Source organism: Streptacidiphilus jeojiense, assembly GCF_000719095.1.
Taxonomy (GTDB): Bacteria; Actinomycetota; Actinomycetes; order Streptomycetales; family Streptomycetaceae; genus Streptacidiphilus; species Streptacidiphilus jeojiensis.
In genome coordinates this window covers 138,005-156,115 of record NZ_JOEH01000019.1, presented here as the reverse complement: position 1 = coordinate 156,115, position 18,111 = coordinate 138,005, and the positions used below count along the sequence as shown (strand labels likewise).

General features: G+C 72.1%; 16 protein-coding genes. 12 read left to right on the top strand and 4 right to left on the bottom strand.

The window, feature by feature from the left end; genetic code table 11:
• Positions 1-50: 50 nt before the first annotated feature.
• The 5 genes from IF29_RS0124880 (at position 51) to IF29_RS0124860 (ending at position 6,366) form a co-directional block, all read left to right on the top strand.
• Entirely contained in the window at positions 51-2,801 is a 2,751-nt protein-coding gene (locus IF29_RS0124880) for a bifunctional acetate--CoA ligase family protein/GNAT family N-acetyltransferase (protein ID WP_030259020.1), read from the top strand.
• A gap of 78 nt (positions 2,802-2,879) precedes the next feature.
• Positions 2,880-3,470 carry a DUF5998 family protein gene (locus IF29_RS0124875; RefSeq protein ID WP_030259018.1) on the top strand — a complete coding sequence of 197 codons (591 nt, stop codon included), beginning with the start codon at positions 2,880-2,882 and terminating at the stop codon, positions 3,468-3,470.
• A gap of 63 nt (positions 3,471-3,533) precedes the next feature.
• Positions 3,534-4,700, top strand: coding sequence for an alkaline phosphatase family protein (locus IF29_RS0124870; RefSeq protein WP_030259015.1), 1,167 nt, complete (start codon positions 3,534-3,536; stop codon positions 4,698-4,700).
• A 46-nt stretch (positions 4,701-4,746) separates the two neighbouring features.
• The gene (locus tag IF29_RS0124865; RefSeq protein ID WP_030259013.1) at positions 4,747-5,424 is read left to right on the top strand and encodes a thymidine kinase; all 678 of its coding nucleotides are present in this window, start codon (positions 4,747-4,749) and stop codon (positions 5,422-5,424) included.
• Between the two features lie 90 nt (positions 5,425-5,514).
• The gene (locus IF29_RS0124860) at positions 5,515-6,366 is read left to right on the top strand and encodes a sulfurtransferase (protein ID WP_030259010.1); all 852 of its coding nucleotides are present in this window, start codon (positions 5,515-5,517) and stop codon (positions 6,364-6,366) included.
• A gap of 102 nt (positions 6,367-6,468) precedes the next feature.
• On the opposite strand, the gene sepH is transcribed toward IF29_RS0124860, so the two are convergent.
• A complete protein-coding gene (sepH, locus tag IF29_RS0124855; protein ID WP_030259008.1) occupies positions 6,469-7,536 on the bottom strand; it encodes a septation protein SepH in 1,068 nt (355 codons plus the stop codon).
• A gap of 509 nt (positions 7,537-8,045) precedes the next feature.
• Between sepH and IF29_RS46965 the strand changes: the two genes are divergently transcribed.
• Positions 8,046-8,849, top strand: a complete 804-nt coding sequence (locus IF29_RS46965) for a hypothetical protein (RefSeq protein ID WP_030259006.1) — start codon at positions 8,046-8,048, stop codon at positions 8,847-8,849.
• Positions 8,850-8,872: 23 nt separating this feature from the next.
• Here the strand turns inward: IF29_RS46965 and IF29_RS0124845 are convergent, their stop codons facing one another.
• Together IF29_RS0124845 and IF29_RS0124840 are read right to left on the bottom strand one after the other, a co-directional pair.
• The gene (locus IF29_RS0124845) at positions 8,873-10,228 is read right to left on the bottom strand and encodes a D-arabinono-1,4-lactone oxidase (RefSeq protein ID WP_030259004.1); all 1,356 of its coding nucleotides are present in this window, start codon (positions 10,226-10,228) and stop codon (positions 8,873-8,875) included.
• Positions 10,191-11,426: an MFS transporter gene (locus tag IF29_RS0124840; RefSeq protein WP_037596467.1), complete on the bottom strand. Its 1,236-nt coding sequence runs from the start codon at positions 11,424-11,426 to the stop codon at positions 10,191-10,193. Before IF29_RS0124840 ends, IF29_RS0124845 begins: the two co-directional genes overlap by 38 nt.
• Positions 11,427-11,537: 111 nt before the next feature.
• On the opposite strand from IF29_RS0124840, the gene IF29_RS0124835 reads away from it, so the two are divergent.
• Positions 11,538-12,683: a ferrochelatase gene (locus tag IF29_RS0124835; protein WP_030258999.1), complete on the top strand. Its 1,146-nt coding sequence runs from the start codon at positions 11,538-11,540 to the stop codon at positions 12,681-12,683.
• A 7-nt stretch (positions 12,684-12,690) separates the two neighbouring features.
• Positions 12,691-13,500 (top strand): inositol monophosphatase family protein, encoded by an 810-nt coding sequence (locus IF29_RS0124830; protein ID WP_030258997.1) that lies wholly within the window; start codon positions 12,691-12,693, stop codon positions 13,498-13,500.
• Between the two features lie 213 nt (positions 13,501-13,713).
• On the opposite strand, the gene IF29_RS0124825 is transcribed toward IF29_RS0124830, so the two are convergent.
• Entirely contained in the window at positions 13,714-13,896 is a 183-nt protein-coding gene (locus tag IF29_RS0124825; RefSeq protein ID WP_030258994.1) for a hypothetical protein, read from the bottom strand.
• Between the two features lie 378 nt (positions 13,897-14,274).
• Between IF29_RS0124825 and IF29_RS0124820 the strand changes: the two genes are divergently transcribed.
• The 4 genes from IF29_RS0124820 to IF29_RS0124805 all read left to right on the top strand — a co-directional run bounded on the left by IF29_RS0124820 (position 14,275) and on the right by IF29_RS0124805 (position 18,111).
• The gene (locus IF29_RS0124820) at positions 14,275-14,928 is read left to right on the top strand and encodes a response regulator transcription factor (protein WP_030258991.1); all 654 of its coding nucleotides are present in this window, start codon (positions 14,275-14,277) and stop codon (positions 14,926-14,928) included.
• A 3-nt stretch (positions 14,929-14,931) separates the two neighbouring features.
• A complete protein-coding gene (locus tag IF29_RS0124815; RefSeq protein ID WP_051725903.1) occupies positions 14,932-16,230 on the top strand; it encodes a sensor histidine kinase in 1,299 nt (432 codons plus the stop codon).
• A gap of 182 nt (positions 16,231-16,412) precedes the next feature.
• Entirely contained in the window at positions 16,413-17,390 is a 978-nt protein-coding gene (locus IF29_RS0124810; protein ID WP_030258986.1) for an acyl-ACP desaturase, read from the top strand.
• A 421-nt stretch (positions 17,391-17,811) separates the two neighbouring features.
• Entirely contained in the window at positions 17,812-18,111 is a 300-nt protein-coding gene (locus IF29_RS0124805; protein ID WP_030258984.1) for a DUF4193 domain-containing protein, read from the top strand.

Here is an 18,111-nt window from a genome sequence, read left to right as displayed (position 1 = left end):
CCGCCGCGCATCCTGCGGCCGACGGCCCGGGGAGCCCGTAACCTGACCCCGTGACCAGTACGCAGGACCCGCCGGCCGGGGACGCGCCGCCCTCCTACCCCGCCCACTGGGAGGCGGACATCGTGCTGCGTGACGGCGGCACCGCCCGGATCCGCCCGCTCACCCCGGACGACGCGGGCCGGCTGGTCGCCTTCTACACCGAGGTCTCGGACCGCTCCAAGTACTTCCGCTTCTTCGCGCCCTACCCCCGGCTCTCCGACCGCGACGTGCGCCGATTCACCCACCACGACTACGTCAACCGGGTCGGCCTGGCGGTGCTGGTCCGCGACGAGATCATCGCCACGGTCCGCTTCGACCGCATCGACGGGACCGGCCGCCCGGCCGAGGACGGGACCGACGCCGAGGTCGCCTTCCTGGTCCAGGACGCCCACCAGGGCCGCGGCGTCGCCTCCGCGCTGCTGGAGCACATCGCCGCAGTCGCCAGGGAGCGCGGCATCCGCCGCTTCATCGCCGAGGTGCTGCCGGACAACCGCAAGATGGGCAAGGTCTTCACCGACGCCGGCTACACCCAGCACCGCAGCTTCGCCGACGGGGTGATGCACTTCGAGCTGGACCTGGAGCCCACCGAGCAGTCCCTCGCGGTAATGCGCTCCCGCGAGCACCGCGCCGAGGCCCAGTCCGTCCAGCGGCTGCTGGCCCCCGGCTCGGTTGCGGTCATCGGCGCGGGCCGGGGCCCGGGCGGCGTCGGCCGCAGCGTCCTGCGCAACCTGCTCGGCAGCGGCTTCACCGGACGGGTCCAGGCCGTCAACCGCAACGCCGACTCCGACGAGCTGGACGGCGTCCCGCTCCGTCGCAGCCTCGCCGAACTGCCGGACCCGGTGGACCTCGCGGTGATCGCGGTCCCCGCCGACCAGGTCCCGGCGGTAGTCGCCGAGTGCGGGGCGCACGGGGTGCTGGGTCTGGTCGTGGTGACCGCTGGCTACGCCGAGACCGGCGTCACCGGACGGGCCCGGCAGCGCGACCTGGTCCGCCAGGCCCGGGCCGCCGGGATGCGGGTGATCGGTCCCAACGCCTTCGGGCTGCTCAACACCGACCCCGCGGTCCGGCTCAACGCCTCCCTCTCGCCGCAGCTCCCGGCCCGGGGCCCGCTCGGCGTCTTCAGCCAGTCCGGCGCCATCGGCGCCGCCCTGCTGGAGGCCGCCCAACGGCGCGGCCTCGGCCTGTCCTCTTTCGCCTCCGCAGGCAACCGCGCCGACGTCTCCGGCAACGACCTGCTGCAGTACTGGGAGGAGGACGAGGCCACCCGGGTCGTCCTGCTCTACCTGGAGTCCTTCGGCAACCCCCGCAAGTTCAGCCGGATCGCCCGCCGGATCGCCGCCGACAAGCCGATCGTGGTGATCAAGGGCGGCCGCCACACCGGAAGCGTCCCGGCGGGCCATGCGGCCGCCGTCACCCGGATCGACGACAGCACCGTGGACACCCTGTTCCAGCAGGCCGGGGTGGTCCGGGTGGACACCATCACCGAGCTCTACGACACCGCCGACCTGCTGGCCCACCAGCCGCTGCCGGCCGGCGACCGGATCGCGATCGTCGGCAACTCCGACTCGCTCGGGCTGCTCACCCATGACGCGGCGCTCAGCGCCGGGCTGCGGCCGCTGCCGCCGGTCGACCTCACCACCAGCGCCACCCCCGAGGACTTCACCGCGGGGCTGACCGCCGCCGTCGACCGGCCCGACAGCGATGTCGTGGTCGCCGTGGTCATCCCGCCCATCGGCGTCGCCGAGCTGCCCCGGTTCCCCGGCTCGGGCCTGCTGGAGGCGGACCGGCCAGGAGCGGGCGGGCCCGGCCTGGACCCCGTCGCCGAGGCCCTCGCCACCGCCGCGACCAGGGCCGCCGCCGCCGGCAAGCCGATGCTGCTGATCCACCTGGCGCTGCCCGAGCTGGGGCGGCCCGGCCTCCCCGCCTACCCCCGCCCCGAACGCGCGGTCCGCGCGCTGGCCCACGCCGTCCGCCACTCCGCCTGGCGCCGGGCCAACACCGACACCGGCCGCATCCCCGAACTGGACGGAGTCGCCGAGGCGCCGGCCCGACGCCAGGTCGCCACCGCGCTGAGCAGCGCCTCCGAGGTGCGGCTGGACGAGACGGCCTCGGCCGAGCTGCTGGCGCACTACGGCATCCGGGTGCTCTGCGCCCGCCCGGCCGCCGACGAGCAGTCAGCTGTCACGGCAGCCGCCGAACTCGGCTACCCGGTCGCCCTCAAGGCCACCGCCCCCGGTCTGCGGCACCGCCCCGACCTGGGCAGCGTCCGGCTGGACCTGGCCAACGAGACCGAGCTGCGCCGGGCCCACCGGGAGACCACCGCGCTGCTGGGCCCGGACGCCCGGCTGGTGGTGCAGCCGATGGCCGCGCGCGGGGTGGACACCACCGTCTCCGCCACCGTGGACCCCGCCGTCGGCGCCATCCTCTCCTTCGGTCTGGCCGGGGCCGCCTCCGAACTCCTCGGCGACCTGGCGCACCGGCTCGTCCCCGCCACCGACCGCGATGTCGCCGGGCTGGTCCGGGAGATCAAGGCGGCACCGCTGCTGTTCGGCTGGCGCGGTGCCGAACCGGTCGACACCGACGCCCTGGAGGAACTGCTGCTGCGGGTGTCCCAGCTGGTCGACGACCTGCCCGAGGTCGCCGCGCTGACCCTGGAGCCGGTGGTCGTCGCCCCGCACGGTCTCGCCGTCCTCGGCGCCTCGGTCCGGCTGGCCCACCTCCCTGCCCGTACCGACCTCGGCCCGCGGGCCCTCGGCCAGTAGCGGCCCGCTCGTACGGCGGGCACCGACAGACCGGGCGCGGTGGCGCACAGTGTCAGCAGTACGTGCCAGGATGGAGGTATGGCGAAGACCGGTATGACCACCACCCAGGGGCTGCGCTCCGCGATCGAGCGCAGCGGCTACTACCCGACCCTCGTCATCGAGGCCGTCGAGTCCGCGGTCGGAGCCGAGCCCGTCACCGCCTTCCTGGTGCACCAGGAGACGACCTTCGACGCCAACGAGGTCCGTCGCCACGTCACCGTGCTGGTCCTCACCGACAGCCGATTCATCGTCAGCCACACCGACGAGCAGGGCGCCGACGACAGCTCGCCGGTGCCGTACGCGACCACCTCCACCGAGAGCGTCCGGATCGACCGGATCTCCTCCGTGGTGGTCAGCCGCGTGGTCGCCAACCCGGAGACCTACACCCGGGGCCAGCTGCCCCGCGAGGTGGTGCTGACGATCGGTTGGGGCGCCGTCTCCCGGATCGACCTGGAGCCCGCCGCCTGCGGCGACCCCAACTGCGAGGCCGACCACGGCTACACCGGCTCCTCGACCGCCGACGACCTGTCACTGCGGGTCAGCGAGGCGGGCGACGGTCCGGAGACGGTCTCCCAGGCGCTCACCTTCGCGCACGCCCTCTCCGAGGCCACGGTGGCCGCGGGCGGCTGACCCGCCGTTCCTGTGCCCGCCCCGCGCACCACCGTCCAGCCGCCGCCTCCCAGCAAAGACCCGATGACCTCCACCGCGATACTCGATCCCGCCGACGCGCCCGTCCCCGCCTACGGCAGCGGCGCCCTCAGCGACCTGCTGCCCGCCCTGGCCAAGGGCCTCGGCATCCCGGACCCCCCGGACACCGGCCTGGTGCTGGCCCCGGCCGACCGGGTCTGCGTGTTCCTGGTGGACGGACTCGGCTGGGAGCAGCTGCGGGCCCACCCCGCCGAGGCGCCGTTCCTCAACTCGCTGCTCGGCAGCTCCCTGGGCGGCAGCGGCCGTCCGATGACCACCGGCTTCCCGGCCACCACCGCCACCAGCCTGGCCTCGGTCGGCACCGGGCTGCCCCCGGGCGTCCACGGCCTGGCCGGATACATGGTGCGCATCCCCGGCGAGCGCCGGCTGATGAACCAGCTGCGCTGGCAGCCGCATGTCAGCCCGCGCACCTGGCAGCCGCACCCCCCGGTGTTCCGGCTGGCCGAGCGGGCCGGTGTGGCGACCTTCCAGGTGTCCTCGCCGAAGTTCGAGTTCACCCCGCTCACCGAGGTCGCCCTGTCCGGTGGCGCCTTCCACGGCATGCTCCCCGGCGAGGAGCGGATGGACCTGGCCGCCCAGTGCCTGGGCAGCGCCGACCGGACCCTGGTCTACACGTACTACAGCGAGCTCGACGGCATGGGCCACCGCTACGGCGTGGACTCCGACGCCTGGCGCGGCCAGCTGATGGCCGTGGACCGGCTGGCCCAGCGGCTCGCCGAACAGCTGCCGCCGCGTTCGGCGCTCTACGTCACCGCGGACCACGGCATGCTCGACGTCGCCCCGGCCGACCGGGTCGACGTGGACGAGGAGCCCGACCTGCGTTCGGGCCTGCTGCTGCTCGGCGGCGAGGGCCGGGCCCGGCACCTCTACGCCCACCCCGGCGCCGAGGCCGACCTGCTCGCCGTGTGGCGCGAGCGTCTCGGCGACCGGATGTGGATCGCCGGACGCGACCAGGCCATCGCCGCCGGTTGGTTCGGCCCGGTGGTCGACGAGCGGGTGTACGGGCGGATCGGCGACGTGGTCGCCGCCGCCAGTGCCGACATCGCGGTGATCGCCACCCGCCGCGAGCCGGGGGAGTCCGCGATGGTCGGTCTGCACGGCTCGATGACCCCGGCCGAACAGCTGGTCCCGCTGCTCGAAGTCCGGCGCTGAACCGCCCCCTCCCCGTACCGAATCACTGAAAGGTTTCTCCCACCCCATGGCTGAGCTGGTCTTCTTCTCCGGAACGATGGACTGCGGGAAGTCGACCCTCGCTCTGCAGATGGACCACAACCACGGTGCGCGCGGCCGGCAGGGCCTGATCTTCACCCGCAACGACCGCGCGGGCGCAGCGACGTTGTCGAGCCGGCTCGGCCTGGCCACCCAGGCGGTGGAGGTCGGCGACGGCCTGGACTTCCACGCCCATGTGGTCGCCGAACTGTCGGCCGGCGGCCGCTGCGACTACCTGATCTGCGACGAGGCACAGTTCTTCACCACCGATCAGGTGGACCAGCTGGCCCGGGTCGTCGACGACCTGGGCGTGGACGTCTTCACCTTCGGCATCACCACCGACTTCCGCACCAGGCTCTTTCCCGGCTCGCAGCGCCTGATCGAACTCGCCGACCGGGTCGAGGTGCTCCAGGTCGAGGCCCTGTGCTGGTGCGGCTCCCGGGCCACCCACAACGCCCGCACGGTGGGCGGGGTGATGGTGATAGAGGGTGCCCAGGTGGTGGTCGGGGACGTCACCACCAATGACGACGAGGTCGGGTACGAGGTGCTGTGCCGACGGCACCACATCCGCCGGGTGACCGCGGCGACCTCGGGCGCCGGAACGCTGTCGCCGGACGTCCTGCCCTTCGGCAACACCGACACAGTCTGTTCGAATGCGGGGGCGTGAATGCGCCACCCCCGGACCGTCCTTACGGTGTCCTGAACACTGCGGACCTTTGGCCGACTCCAGCCCCTCCCACGGGACACAATGATCCCCATGGAGTCCACCACACTGATCACCGCCGACGAACTCTCCGCCGCGCTCGCCGGTGAGCACCCGCCCGCGCTGCTTGACGTCCGCTGGCAGCTCGGCCGCTGGGAGCCCGGCACCCCGCCGCCCGGCGCCGAGGACTACGCCGCCGGCCACATTCCCGGGGCGCACTTCATCGCACTGGACTCGGAGCTGGCCGCCCCGGCCGGCCCGGGCGGACGCCACCCGCTGCCGGACCCCGGGGTCCTGGGTGCGGCCATGCGGTCGGCCGGAGTGAGCGCCGACCGCGAGGTGGTCGTCTACGACGCCGCGACCTCGGCTTCGGCGGCCCGGGCCTGGTGGCTGCTGCGCTGGGCCGGGCACAGCAGGGTCCGGGTACTGGACGGCGGCCTGGCCGCGTGGACGGCCGCGGGCCTGCCGCTGCAGCAGGAGGCTCCGCCCGCCGAGAAGGGTGACTTCATCCCCGCGCCGGGCACGCTGCCCACCGTGGACGCGGACGCAGCGGCGGTGCTGGCCGGGACCGGACGGCTGCTCGACGCCCGCGCGGGCGAGCGCTACCGGGGCGAGACCGAGCCGATCGACCCGCGGGCGGGCCACATCCCCGGCGCGATCAGCGCACCGACCACGGACAACCTCCTCCCGGACGGCCGCTTCCGGCCTGCGGCCGAGCTCACCGAACGCTTCGCCGCGCTGGGGGTCGATCCCGGCGCCGGGATCGCCGTCTACTGCGGCTCCGGCGTCACCGCGGCCCACGAAATCCTGGCCCTCAGCCTCGCCGGAATCGACGCGGCCCTGTACCCGGGCTCCTGGAGCGAATGGTCCTCGGACCCCAACCGTCCCGTCGAGACCAGCAACTGACGACCTGAAGGGGCGCGGGGAACTGCGCTGCCAACCATGCACCTCCGTAGAGGGCTGGTCGCGCAGTTCCCCGCGCCCCTAAAGGCAAAAACCAAAAGCGTGTCAGTCCTGCTTCTTGCGGCGGGTGCCGAAGACGATCTCGTCCCAGCTCGGCACAGCCGCCCTGCGGCCGGGGCGGACGCCGTCCGCCTCGGCCTGACGGTCCGTGCTGCCGATCAGCCGATCACGGTGCGGCGCCGCCGCACGGGGCATCAGGATGTCCGCGTACGCGGCCCCCGCGCCCGCCGCCGCGGCGGGTTCCGCCGCCTCCGCCGCAGGCTCGACCGGTTCGGCCGCCAGCGGCGCCGGCTGCGGTGCGGCCACGTCCAGCAGGCTGGTCAGCGAGTCCCGGGCCTCCGCCACGGCCGGTGCCGGGGCCTGCGGTGCCTCCACCGGAGGCCGCTCCGGACGTTCCGGCGCCCGCATCGGCGGGCGCTCGGGTGCCATCGGGCGCATGCCCATACCGCGGTCGGCTCCGGGGAGTCGGGCGATCCTGGGCTTGAACGGGAAGGTCGGTTCCTCCTCGACCCGCTGCGGGCTCTCGCCGATCAGCGAGCGGGCCTCGTCGTCCAGCGGCTGCACCAGCCGCCGCGGCGGGTCGTAGGTCCAGCGGGCCTGCTGCGGTTGGCCGCCGACCCGGAAGACCAGGGCGATCTCCCAGGTGTTGTCCTCGCGGCGCCAGGAGTCCCAGCTGTGGCTGTCCTTCTCGGCGCCGCGCAGCAGCAGCCGCTCGGCGACCGCGTCACCGAGCTGGGGACCGGTGCTCTCGCCCTGGCGGCGCACCGAGGTCTTGCGGGCGCGCTCGGCCATGAAGGCGCGCTCGGCCAGCACCGGACCCTCGAAGCGACGGACCCGCTCCACCGAGATCCCGGCGAGCTGGGCGACCTCCTCGGCACTGGCCCCGGCCCTTATCCGGGCCTGGATGTCGCGCGGACGGAGGTGGCTCTCGACGTCGATCTGGCCCAGCCGCGGGCGGTCGCCGCGCACGGCGGCGCGCAGCCGTTCGTCAATCGGAAGGAAGTATTCCGTCGAGTCGGCGGCCTTGAGCACCAGTCGTGAGCCGTCATTGCTGACGGCTACGACACGCAGTTCGGGCACGGTTACCTCCCGGGTGGTGCCTGCCGACGTCACCTGCGTCGCTGCTCCCGTAACGAGTGTGACCTGCCGACGGGCGGCCGACCACAACATTGCAGAGTTACCCGGTGCGTCGGCCCCTATCCGCGACTCACCGGTATGGCACGGTAATCTTTCTCAGCCTCTGGCTCCTGAATGTCTCCGGAAGCCGCCTCCGCCCCCGGAGTTGATCCCGAGGGGATCGATTCCAAGAACGGCACGCCGAGGTGACCCGCAGTCGGGTGTCACGAACACTACTCCATTCGTGAGTCCCGGGTGTCGCGGCTCGCTGCCCAAGTCTCCCCTGAATCACGGGATTCTCAAGGGTCGCCACTCCGATGGCGGTCGACCGACCGGCGGACGGTGATCATCTTCACACCTTCGCACTGGCTGGAACCTGTTCGTGCCTTCGAACGGTCGTACCTTGTACAAGTTGGAGAAAGGCGCATAAAAGGGGCGTAATGCAGGAGCAGGACCAAAGGCAGGCAAGCAAGGGGCGAAAGTCCCTCGATCTGAGTCTCATACAGGTGGCGGCCAGTGCGCTGGCCGCCGTGGGCGCCGCGATCCTTGCGTCCAGCCTGGGCGTGGCCGGGACGATCATCGGCGCTGCCGTGGTCAGCATCGGCGCCACCTGCGGCAGCGCGGTCTTCCAGCACGTCTTCCGCCGGACCGGCGAGGAGATCCGCAGCCGGGTGCCGGCCGTGGTCGAGGCGGCGCAGACGCCGGAGGAGTGGGCGGCGGCCCGCAGGGCGGACGCCGTGGTGGCGTTCGACAAGGACGGGGCCGCCGCGACCGCGCAGTTCGATCCGTTCGACCCCGGCGGCGAGCACACCCGGATGATGGCGCAGGTCGCCCCGCCGGCGGAGAACGAGTCGGTCACCGTCTACAAGGGCGGGAAGCCCGCGAGGAAGCGGACCTGGAAGTTCTACGCCCTGGTCAGCGGCCTGGTGTTCGTGCTGGCGATGACCCCGATCGCGATCACCGAGTTCGCCACCGGGCAGACCGTGGGCACCACCGTGTGGGGCGGCACCGGCGGTTCCGGGTCGTCCGACGGCGTCGGCGGGAGCCCCTCACAGACCCCCGGCCAGGGCGGCTCGGCAGCGGCGACGCCGTCCGGCGGCAGCACCGGTACCGGCTCCGGCACCGATCCGTCCGCCACTCCCAGCAGCTCGGCCGCCGCGAGTACGCCGACCCCGTCCGCCTCGGCGAGCGCCAGCACCGCCCCCTCCGCCTCGGCCTCGGCGTCGTCCACGCCGTCGACCGCTGCCAGTGGCACCGCCGACCCGGCTGCCGGCGCCGGCGCCACGGCGTCCTCGACCGCGACGCCGTAGCCCCCGGGCTCCGGGCCCCGGCGTCAGGCGCCGAGCACCCTGCGCAGGTAGTCGTTGCCGAAGCGGCGCTCGGGGTCGACCTTGTCGCGCAGTGCGGTGAACTCGGCGAAGTGCGGGTACACCCCGGCCAGGTACTCGGCGTCGCGGGTGTGCAGCTTGCCCCAGTGCGGGCGGCCCTGGTGCGCCGTCATGATCTTCTCCACCTCGGTGAAGTAGCCGGGGTCGGTCGTCCCCCGGTAGAGGTGCACCGCGATGTACGCGGTGTCGCGCTCGCTCGCGGTCGACATCCACAGGTCGTCGGCGGGGGCGACGCGGACCTCGACCGGGAAGCTGATCCTCCAGCCGGAGCGGTCCACCAGTGCCTTCAGCTCGCGCAGCACGGTCGTCGCGGCCTCGCGCGGCACCGCGTACTCCATCTCCACGAAGCGCACCCGGCGCGGGCTGGTGAACACCTTGTAGGAGACGTCCGTGTAGGTGCGCTCGGACCAGGCCTTGCTGGCGATCCTCGCGATGCCCGGGATGGTGCCGGGGAAGCGGCGGCCGACCCGGCAGGCGCCCTCCCAGACGGTGTTGGAGATGAACTCGTCGTCCAGCCACTTCCGGAACGGGGTCAGCGGAGCCGCGGGGCCCTCGCTGCGGTTGTTGCGCTTGGTGGAGCAGCCCTCGGTGTGCGGGAACCAGTAGAACTCGAAGTGCTCGTTGTCGGTCACCAGCTCGTCGAAGCGGCCGGTCACCTCGCTGAAGGACATCGGCTGCTCGAAGGCGGTGAGTTGGAAGGCCGGCTCCACCCCGAAGGTGATCGCGCTGACCACGCCCAGCGCGCCCAGGCCGAGCCGGGCCCCGGCGAACAGCTCCGCGTTCTCGGTCGGGGAGCAGCGGGTCACCGTGCCGTCGGCCAGGACTATCTCCAGGGCCTTGATCTGGGCCGCCAGCGAGCCCGAGGCGCGTCCGGTGCCGTGGGTGCCGGTGCTGGTCGCGCCGGCGACGGTCTGCACCATGATGTCGCCCATGTTGGTCAGGGCCAGGCCGGCGTGCTCCAGCAGCACGTTGAGCTTCTCCAGCGGCAGGCCCGACTCGACGGTGACGGTACCGCCCTTGTGGTCGATCTCCCGGACCTTGGTCAGCCGCTCCGGGCTCACCAGGACGCCGTCGGTGGCGGCGATGGCGGTGAAGGAGTGTCCGCTGCCGACGGCCTTGACCGGCTGCCCGTCCTCGGCCGCGGCGCGCACGGCGGCGGCCAGCTCCTCGACCGAGGCGGGGGAGACGGTGCGGCGGGGCCGGGCGGTCTGGTTGCCGGCCCAGTTGCTCCAGGCGCCCGGGGCAGCGCTGCTGGCGGCCCGGCTAGCCGGGTTGGGGCTGCCGCTGGTCGTCGTCGACATGTGCACGCTCCTGCTGTTCCGGTGCCGACCTGAGTCGGCGTGACCCGAGGAACGCCGTGGCTGCGGCGAAGCCGCCGGCCGTCACGGTCACCCAGTAACCGGCCGCCGCGCCCGCCCCGTCCACCACCCAACCGGCCGCCGAGGAGCCGAGGGCGACGCCGACGGCGAGGCCCGTGGTGGTCCAGGTCATCCCCTCGGTGAGCTTGGAGGCGGGGACGATCCGTTCCACCAGCCCCATGGTGGTGACCATGGTGGGGGAGATGGACAGCCCGGCGACGAACAGTGCCGCTGCCAGGGCCACGAGGTTCTTCACGAATAGGAGGGGCAGCATACTCACCGCCATGGTGAGGATCCCCAGCAGGAACCTCCTGGACAAGGGGCCGTGCAGTTTCAGCGCGCCGAAGACGATGCCGGCGACGCAGGAGCCGAGCGCGTATACCGCCAGCACGACGCTGGAGAGCGCCTTGTGGTGCAGGTGGTCGGCGAAGGCCACGGTGACCACGTCCACCGAGCCGAAGATGGTCCCCACACCGACGAAGGTCAGCACCAGCACCCACATCCCGGGGGTGCGCAGCGCCGATCCGGAGCGCTGCACCGAGACCGGGTGCAGCGGCGGCTCGGTGCCGCGCTGGGCCGCGAACAGCAGTACCCCGGTCAGCAGCAGCACCGTCGCGACCAGCGGCCCGGCCTCGGGGAAGATCGCGGTGCACAGCCCGACCGAGAGGATCGGGCCGATGATGAAGACGATCTCGTCCACCACCGACTCGAAGGCGTAGGCGGTGTGCAGGTTCGGCGAACCCCGGTAGATCAGCGCCCAGCGGGCCCGGACCAGCGACCCCATGCTCGGCATGCAGCCGGCCGGGACTGCCGCCGCGAACAGGGTCCAGGCCGGCGCGTCGAACCGGGCGCAGAGCAGCAGCACGCCCATGGCGGCCACGGTGATCCCGGTGGCCGGGAGGATCACCCGGGCCTGCCCGTACCGGTCCACCTGGCGCGAGACCTGCGGCCCCAGGGCGGCGGCGGACAGCGCCAGCGTCGCCGAGACCGCCCCGGCCAGACCGTAGTCGCCGCGCAGGGTCGAGAGCATGGTGACGACGCCGATGCCGGTCATCGACAACGGCATGCGGGAGACGAAGCCGGCGGCGGAGAAGGCCAGGCTCCCGGGGGCGTCGAAGATCCGGCGGTAGGTGGACAGCACGGTGCTCCAACTGACTGTGCGAAAGACCCGTAAGGGTTATGAGGAACTTACACAGCTTACGGGGGTGGTCAATCGAATAACCACCGGGCCGCTAGTGGCAGGATCGGACCCATGTCCGATGCACGTACCAGTCCCTATGACGCCCTGCTGCTGCTCTCCTTCGGCGGTCCGGAGGGACCGGAGGACGTGGTGCCGTTCCTGGAGAACGTGACCCGGGGCCGCGGCATCCCGCGCGAGCGGCTGGCCGAGGTCGGGCAGCACTACTTCCTCTTCGGCGGGGTCAGCCCGATCAACGCGCAGAACCGCGAACTGCTGGCGGCGCTCCGCGCCGACCTGGCCGGCCAGGGGCTCGACCTGCCGGTCTACTGGGGCAACCGGAACTGGGCCCCCTACCTGGTGGACACCCTGCGCGAGCTGGCGGCCGACGGCCGGCGCCGGGTGCTGGTGCTGGCCACCAGCGCCTACGCCAACTACTCGGGATGCCGCCAGTACCGGGAGAACCTGGCCGCGGCGCTGACCCGGCTGCGGGAGGAGGGCGCGCCGGGCGCCGCCGAGCTGCGGCTGGACAAGCTGCGCAACTTCTACAACCACCCGGGCTTCGTCGAACCGATGATCGACAACACCCTGGCCGCACTGGCGGAGCTCCCGGAGGGCGTGCGCGACGGCGCGCGGCTGGCGTTCACCACCCACTCCATCCCCAATGCGCTGGCGGACACCTCGGGCGCCCCCGACGATCCGGCGCGGGGGATGCCGGGCGGAGCCTATGTGGCGCAGCACCTGGAGACGGCGCGGCTGGTCGCCGAGGCGGTGGCCAAGGAGACCGGGGTGGCCGGGCGGGAGTGGGAGCTGGTCTACCAGAGCCGCAGCGGCTCCCCGCAGACGCCCTGGCTGGAGCCCGACATCTGCGACCACCTGGAGTCACAGGCGACCGCAGGCGCCCCGGCGGTGGTGATGGTGCCGATCGGCTTCGTCTCGGACCACATGGAGGTCGTCTACGACCTCGACACCCAGGCCGCCGAGAAGGCCGCCGAGCTGGGACTGCCGGTCTCCCGGGCCCGCACCGTCGGCGCGGACCCGCGCTTCGCCGCGGCCGTGCGCGACCTCGTACTGGAACGCGCCGCGAGCGCACGCGGTGAGCGCCCGGCGCGCTGCGCGCTGGGCGCGCTGGGCCCGAGCCACGACGTATGCCCTGCGGACTGCTGCCCGGCGTTCCGCAATCCCCTTCCGGCCGCGGCCGGTGCCGACTGGACGGACTGACCTGACCATGGACGACCTGATGGACGAGCTGAAGGCCGAACTCCTCGACCTGGCCCTGGAGGCCGCGAGCCGGGCCGGGGTGCTGCTGCGCGACGGCCGCCCGGACGACCTGGGCGTCGCCGCGACCAAGTCCAGCTCGGTCGACGTGGTCACCGAGATGGACCTCGCCGCCGAGAAGCTGATCACCGAGCTGATCATGGACCGCCGCCCCGAGGACGGCCTGCTCGGCGAGGAGGGCGCCTCCCGCGCCGGCAGCACCGGCGTCCGCTGGGTGATCGACCCGCTGGACGGGACGGTGAACTACCTCTACGGCCTCCCCGCCTGGTCGGTCAGCATCGCCGCCGAGCTTGACGGGCGGACCCTGGTCGGCGTGGTCGAGGTGCCGCCGCGCGGTGAGACCGTGCAGGCGGTGCGGGGCGGCGGGGCCTTCCTGAACGGCCGTCAACTGCGCTGCGGGGAAGCCCCGGAGATGGGTCAGGCACTGGTCGGCACGGGCTTCGGGTACCTGCGCGAGCGCCGGGTCCGGCAGGCCGAGGTGGTCCGCGAGCTGGTGCCCAGGCTGCGGGACATCCGGCGGGCCGGCTCGGCCGCGATCGACCTGTGCGACGTCGCCGCGGGACGGCTCGACGGCTACTTCGAGCGCGGGCTCAACCCGTGGGACCACGCGGCCGGGGTCCTGATCGCCACGGAGGCGGGGGCGCTGACCGGGGGGCGTCCGGGGGACCCCGCCTCCACCGAACTCACCGTAGCGGCCCCGTCCGGCCTCTTCGAGCCGTTGCAGCAACTTCTGGAGGAACTCGGCGCCTGGCACGACTAGGGCTGGCCGCGCAGTTCCCCGCGCCCCTAGGGGGCTGCAACTGGCGCACTGTGGGCAAGTTGCACCATCCAGGGGCGCGGGGAACTGCGCGCCAAGCCATGCACACGCCGCAGCCGGACACCAAAACGCCCCGGACGGGTCCTGCTGTCCGGGGCATCTGAGGTCTGTGGGCGAGGGTGGGTGGTGGGTGGGGTGTGAGGGGAAAGCGCAGCGTCAGGCGGCGTGCGCTTCGGGCTGGGCCACCGAGATGCCGTGTTCCGCGGCGAGCCGGTGCAGGTCGTCGAGCTCGGACTGCTCGACCTCGGCCAGGAAGTCGTCCCCCGACTCCTGGGCGCGGTGCAGGTCCATCTCGGCGTTCCTTATGCGCTGAAGGATGCCGGCGGTGAAGGCGTCCATGAGGCAAGACCCCCTTGCTCTTGTTCGGGCGACCCCGGGCGGAGCCCGGTGCGGAAGGTCGCACGGACGGGCGGGTGCGAGCTCGCGTTGCGGCGCAAGCGTGATCGCGGGTGTACAGACCGTCCTCCCCACGCCCGAACTCCCGGAAACCTCGCCGATCCTGGGAATTACGGGCCGTTTTCCGTGATCTTTCCGGCCCGTCTGCCACCCCTGGAGCGGGTGGCTCCGATTCCGGTGGATTCCTCCACGAGAGGGTCGGCCGACCCGTTCGGGGCCCGCTTACTGCTGCTTTACCGCCGTACCAGGCAGGATGGAACGGTGTGAGCGGTGTCCCGGCTGGGGCGTCGCACGGTTGTGCTCTTTGAAGGGACCACTGCGTTGCGGGTTCTTGTGGTCGAGGACGAGCAGTTGCTCGCCGATGCCGTCGCCACCGGCCTCCGGCGGGAGGCCATGGCCGTGGACGTGGTCTACGACGGCCAGGCGGCCCTGGACCGGGTGGCGGTGAACGACTACGACGTGGTCGTGCTGGACCGCGACCTGCCGCTGGTGCACGGCGACGACGTGCTCAGGAAGATCGTCGAGGAGGGCCAGCCGACCCGGGTGCTGATGCTGACCGCGGCCGGCGACATCAGCGACCGGGTCGAGGGCCTGGAGCTGGGCGCGGACGACTACCTCCCCAAGCCGTTCGCCTTCAGCGAACTGGTGGCCCGGGTGCGCGCCCTCGGCCGGCGCGCCACCACGCCGCTGCCGCCGGTCCTGGAGCGGGAGGGGATCTCGCTGGACCCGGGCCGCCGCGAGGTGCTCAGGGACGGCAAGCCGGTGGCCCTGGCGCCCAAGGAGTTCGCGGTGCTGGAGGTGCTGATGCGGGCCAACGGAGCCGTCGTCTCGGCCGAGCAGCTGCTGGAGAAGGCCTGGGACGAGCACACCGACCCGTTCACCAACGTGGTCCGGGTGACCGTGATGACGCTGCGCCGCAAGCTCGGCGAGCCCGCGGTGATCATCACCGTGCCCGGCTCCGGCTACCGGGTCTGAGCGATGAACGAGCCCGTCCCCGACCCGGCCACCACCTCCGCGTCCGCCTCGGCGTCCACCTCCGCCCCCGCGTCCGCCAAGCCGGCCCCGCAGCCGCCGAAGGCACCCGCCGGCTGGCCCGTCCTGGAGCCGGAGCCCTCGCTGCTGCCGTTCCGCCCCACCCTGCGGATCCGGCTGACCATGTTCTACGGCGGGATGTTCCTGCTGGCCGGGCTGATCCTGGTGCTGGTGATGTACCTGTTCGTGGACCAGGCGTTCAATCTGGCCACCCAGGTGCCGACCATCAAGACCAGCGGCGATGTCACGGTGACGCTGAACGGCAACCCGATAAGCGGGTCCGACCTGAGCGGCTACATAGCCTCGCTCCAGCACCAGCACACCAGCACCGCCCTGCACACGCTGATCCTCAAGTCGATAAGCGCCCTGATCGCGCTGCTGATCCTGGCCGTCGTGTTCGGCTACGCCATGGCCGGACGGGTGCTGCGCCCGCTGGGCCGGATCACCCGGACCGCCCGCCAGGTCGCCAGTTCGGACATGCACCGCAGGATCGAGCTGGACGGCCCGGACGACGAGCTCAAGGAGCTCGCGGACACCTTCGACGAGATGCTGGAGCGGCTCGACCGCTCGTTCGAGTCCCAGCGGAAGTTCGTCGCCAACGCCTCGCACGAGCTGCGCACCCCGCTGGCGATCAACCGCACCCTGCTGGAGGTGCAGCTCTCCGACCCGCAGGCCTCACCGGACCTGCAGCAGCTCGGCAAGACCCTGCTGGCCACCAACGAGCGCAGCGAGCAGCTGGTGGAGGGTCTGCTGCTGCTGGCCCGCAGCGACAACGAGCTGATCGAGCGCCGCCCGGTGGACCTGGCCGAGGTGGCCCGGCAGGCGCTGGAGCAGACCAGGGCCGAGGCCAACACCCGCGGCGTGCGGCTGACCAGCATCGTCGAACCGGTGGTGGTGCCGGGCAACGGGGTGCTGCTGGAGCGGATCGTGCTGAACCTGATCCAGAACGCGGTGCGCTACAACCGGCCGGAGAACGGCTGGGTCGAGGTGTCGGTCGGCACCGCCGACGGGGCCGGCGAGATCGTAGTCGCCAACACCGGTCCGGTCGTCCCCGGATATGAGCTGGAGCACATCTTCGAACCGTTCCGGCGGGTGAAGAGCAAGGAGCGGACCCGCAGCGACAAGGGCGTGGGTCTGGGGCTCAGCATCGTCCGCTCGGTGGTCCGGGCGCACGGAGGCACCATCGAGGCGTCTCCGCGCCCCGACGGCGGCCTGCTGATGCGGGTCCGCATCCCCGGGAGCTGACCGCGCCGCCAGGGCCGCAGCGGGCCGTACACCCGGTCCCGCCGATCTTTCTCCAGGTCGGCGGGGCTTTTCCTTATGCAGTTCACACCTCGCCGACCCCCCTTGCCATCGGATGGCGACTCAACCTACGGTGGCGTAACCTACGGAGGCGTAGGTGTACGCCGTACCGAGAGTTGGAATCCGTGACCATCGCCCCCTCCCGCCCCGCCGGTTCCGCCACGTGGAGCGACGCCCAGCTGCTCCACGCCCTGGAGGAGGTGGTCGAGCGCGAGCTCAACCGCCACCTCGGCGTCGCCAAGGAGTGGATGCCGCACGAGTACGTGCCGTGGAGCCTGGGGCGCGACTTCGACGGGATCATGGGCGGCGAGGCCTGGGCCGTGGACCAGTCCCCGGTCACCGAGATCGGCCGGATCTCGCTGGTGGTCAACCTGCTCACCGAGGACAACCTGCCCAGCTACCACCACGAGATCGCCACCATGTTCGGGCGCGACGGCGCCTGGGGCACCTGGGTGCACCAGTGGACGGCCGAGGAGGGCCGGCACGCCATCGTGATGCGCGACTACCTGCTCACCACCCGCGCGGTCGACCCGGTGGCGCTGGAGCGGGCCCGGATGACGCACATGGCCGAGGGCTTCGAGTCCGACAACAACCACTCGATGCTGCACTCCGTGGCCTACGTCGCCTTCCAGGAGCTGGCCACCCGGATCTCGCACCGCAACACCGGGCACAACTCCGGCGACCCGGTCTGCGACCGGATGCTGGCCCGGATCGCCACCGACGAGAACCTGCACATGGTCTTCTATCGCAACCTGCTCAAGGCCGCCCTGGAGATCGCCCCGGACCAGGCCATGCGGGCCGTCGCCGACGTGGTGACCGGCTTCCGGATGCCCGGCCACGGGATGCCCGGCTTCGAGCGGGCGGCGGCGCAGATGGCCATCGGCGGGATCTACAACCTGCGGATCCACCACGACGACGTGCTGCAGCCGGTGCTGCGTCACCTCAAGGTCATGGAGGTCTCCGGACTGGGCCCGGAGGGCCTGGCGGCCCAGCAGGAGCTCGGCATCTACCTGGACGGCCTGGACGGCATGGCCAGCCGCTTCGACGAGCGCCGTGCGGCCCTGCTGGCCCGCCGTGCGGCCGCTGCCGAGAAGCGCGGCTGAGCGGCGCCGAGGGGGCCGGAAAGGGTCCCCTGGGGCGGTGAGGTTGTACGGGTAAGTCCGGACTTTTCAGAACTGTGATGAACATCACAATTCAAGCCATTCGGCGGCGGGTTCCGGACGATCGCTCTCCGTCACGATTTCCGCGCCGGTGACGCAGCGTGCCCGGAGGTCCGCAGCTCCGGCAAGGTTTCCGCTGGTCATGATCACGGTAAGTGCTCAAGGGGACGGTATTCCGGCCCGGCCGTCCCAGGTGCTCGAACAGCCCTCGGATCACCTCTTTGGGGGGCGAGTCGGGTGTCGATTGAGTAACGGGCCTTGAAGTAAGGCAAAATCTCGCCCTCGGGTCGGGCACAAGTCCGGCTTCCCGCGCGTTACCTGCGCTGGAGATACCCGCAGACACCCAAAGGGGGCCCGCGACACCATGGCAACTGACTACGACACCCCACGCAAGACCGATGACGACCTCAACGAGGACAGCATCGAGGAACTGAAGGCCCGCAGGAACGAGAAGTCGACCAGCTCGGTCGACGTCGACGAGTTCGAAGCGGCCGAAGGTCTCGAGCTGCCCGGCGCGGACCTCAGCAACGAGGAGCTCTCCGTCCGGGTGCTGCCCCGTCAGGCCGACGAGTTCACCTGCATGAGCTGCTTCCTGGTGCACCACCGCAGCCAGCTGGCGAGCGAGAAGAACGGCAACCCCATCTGCCGGGACTGCGCGGCCTGA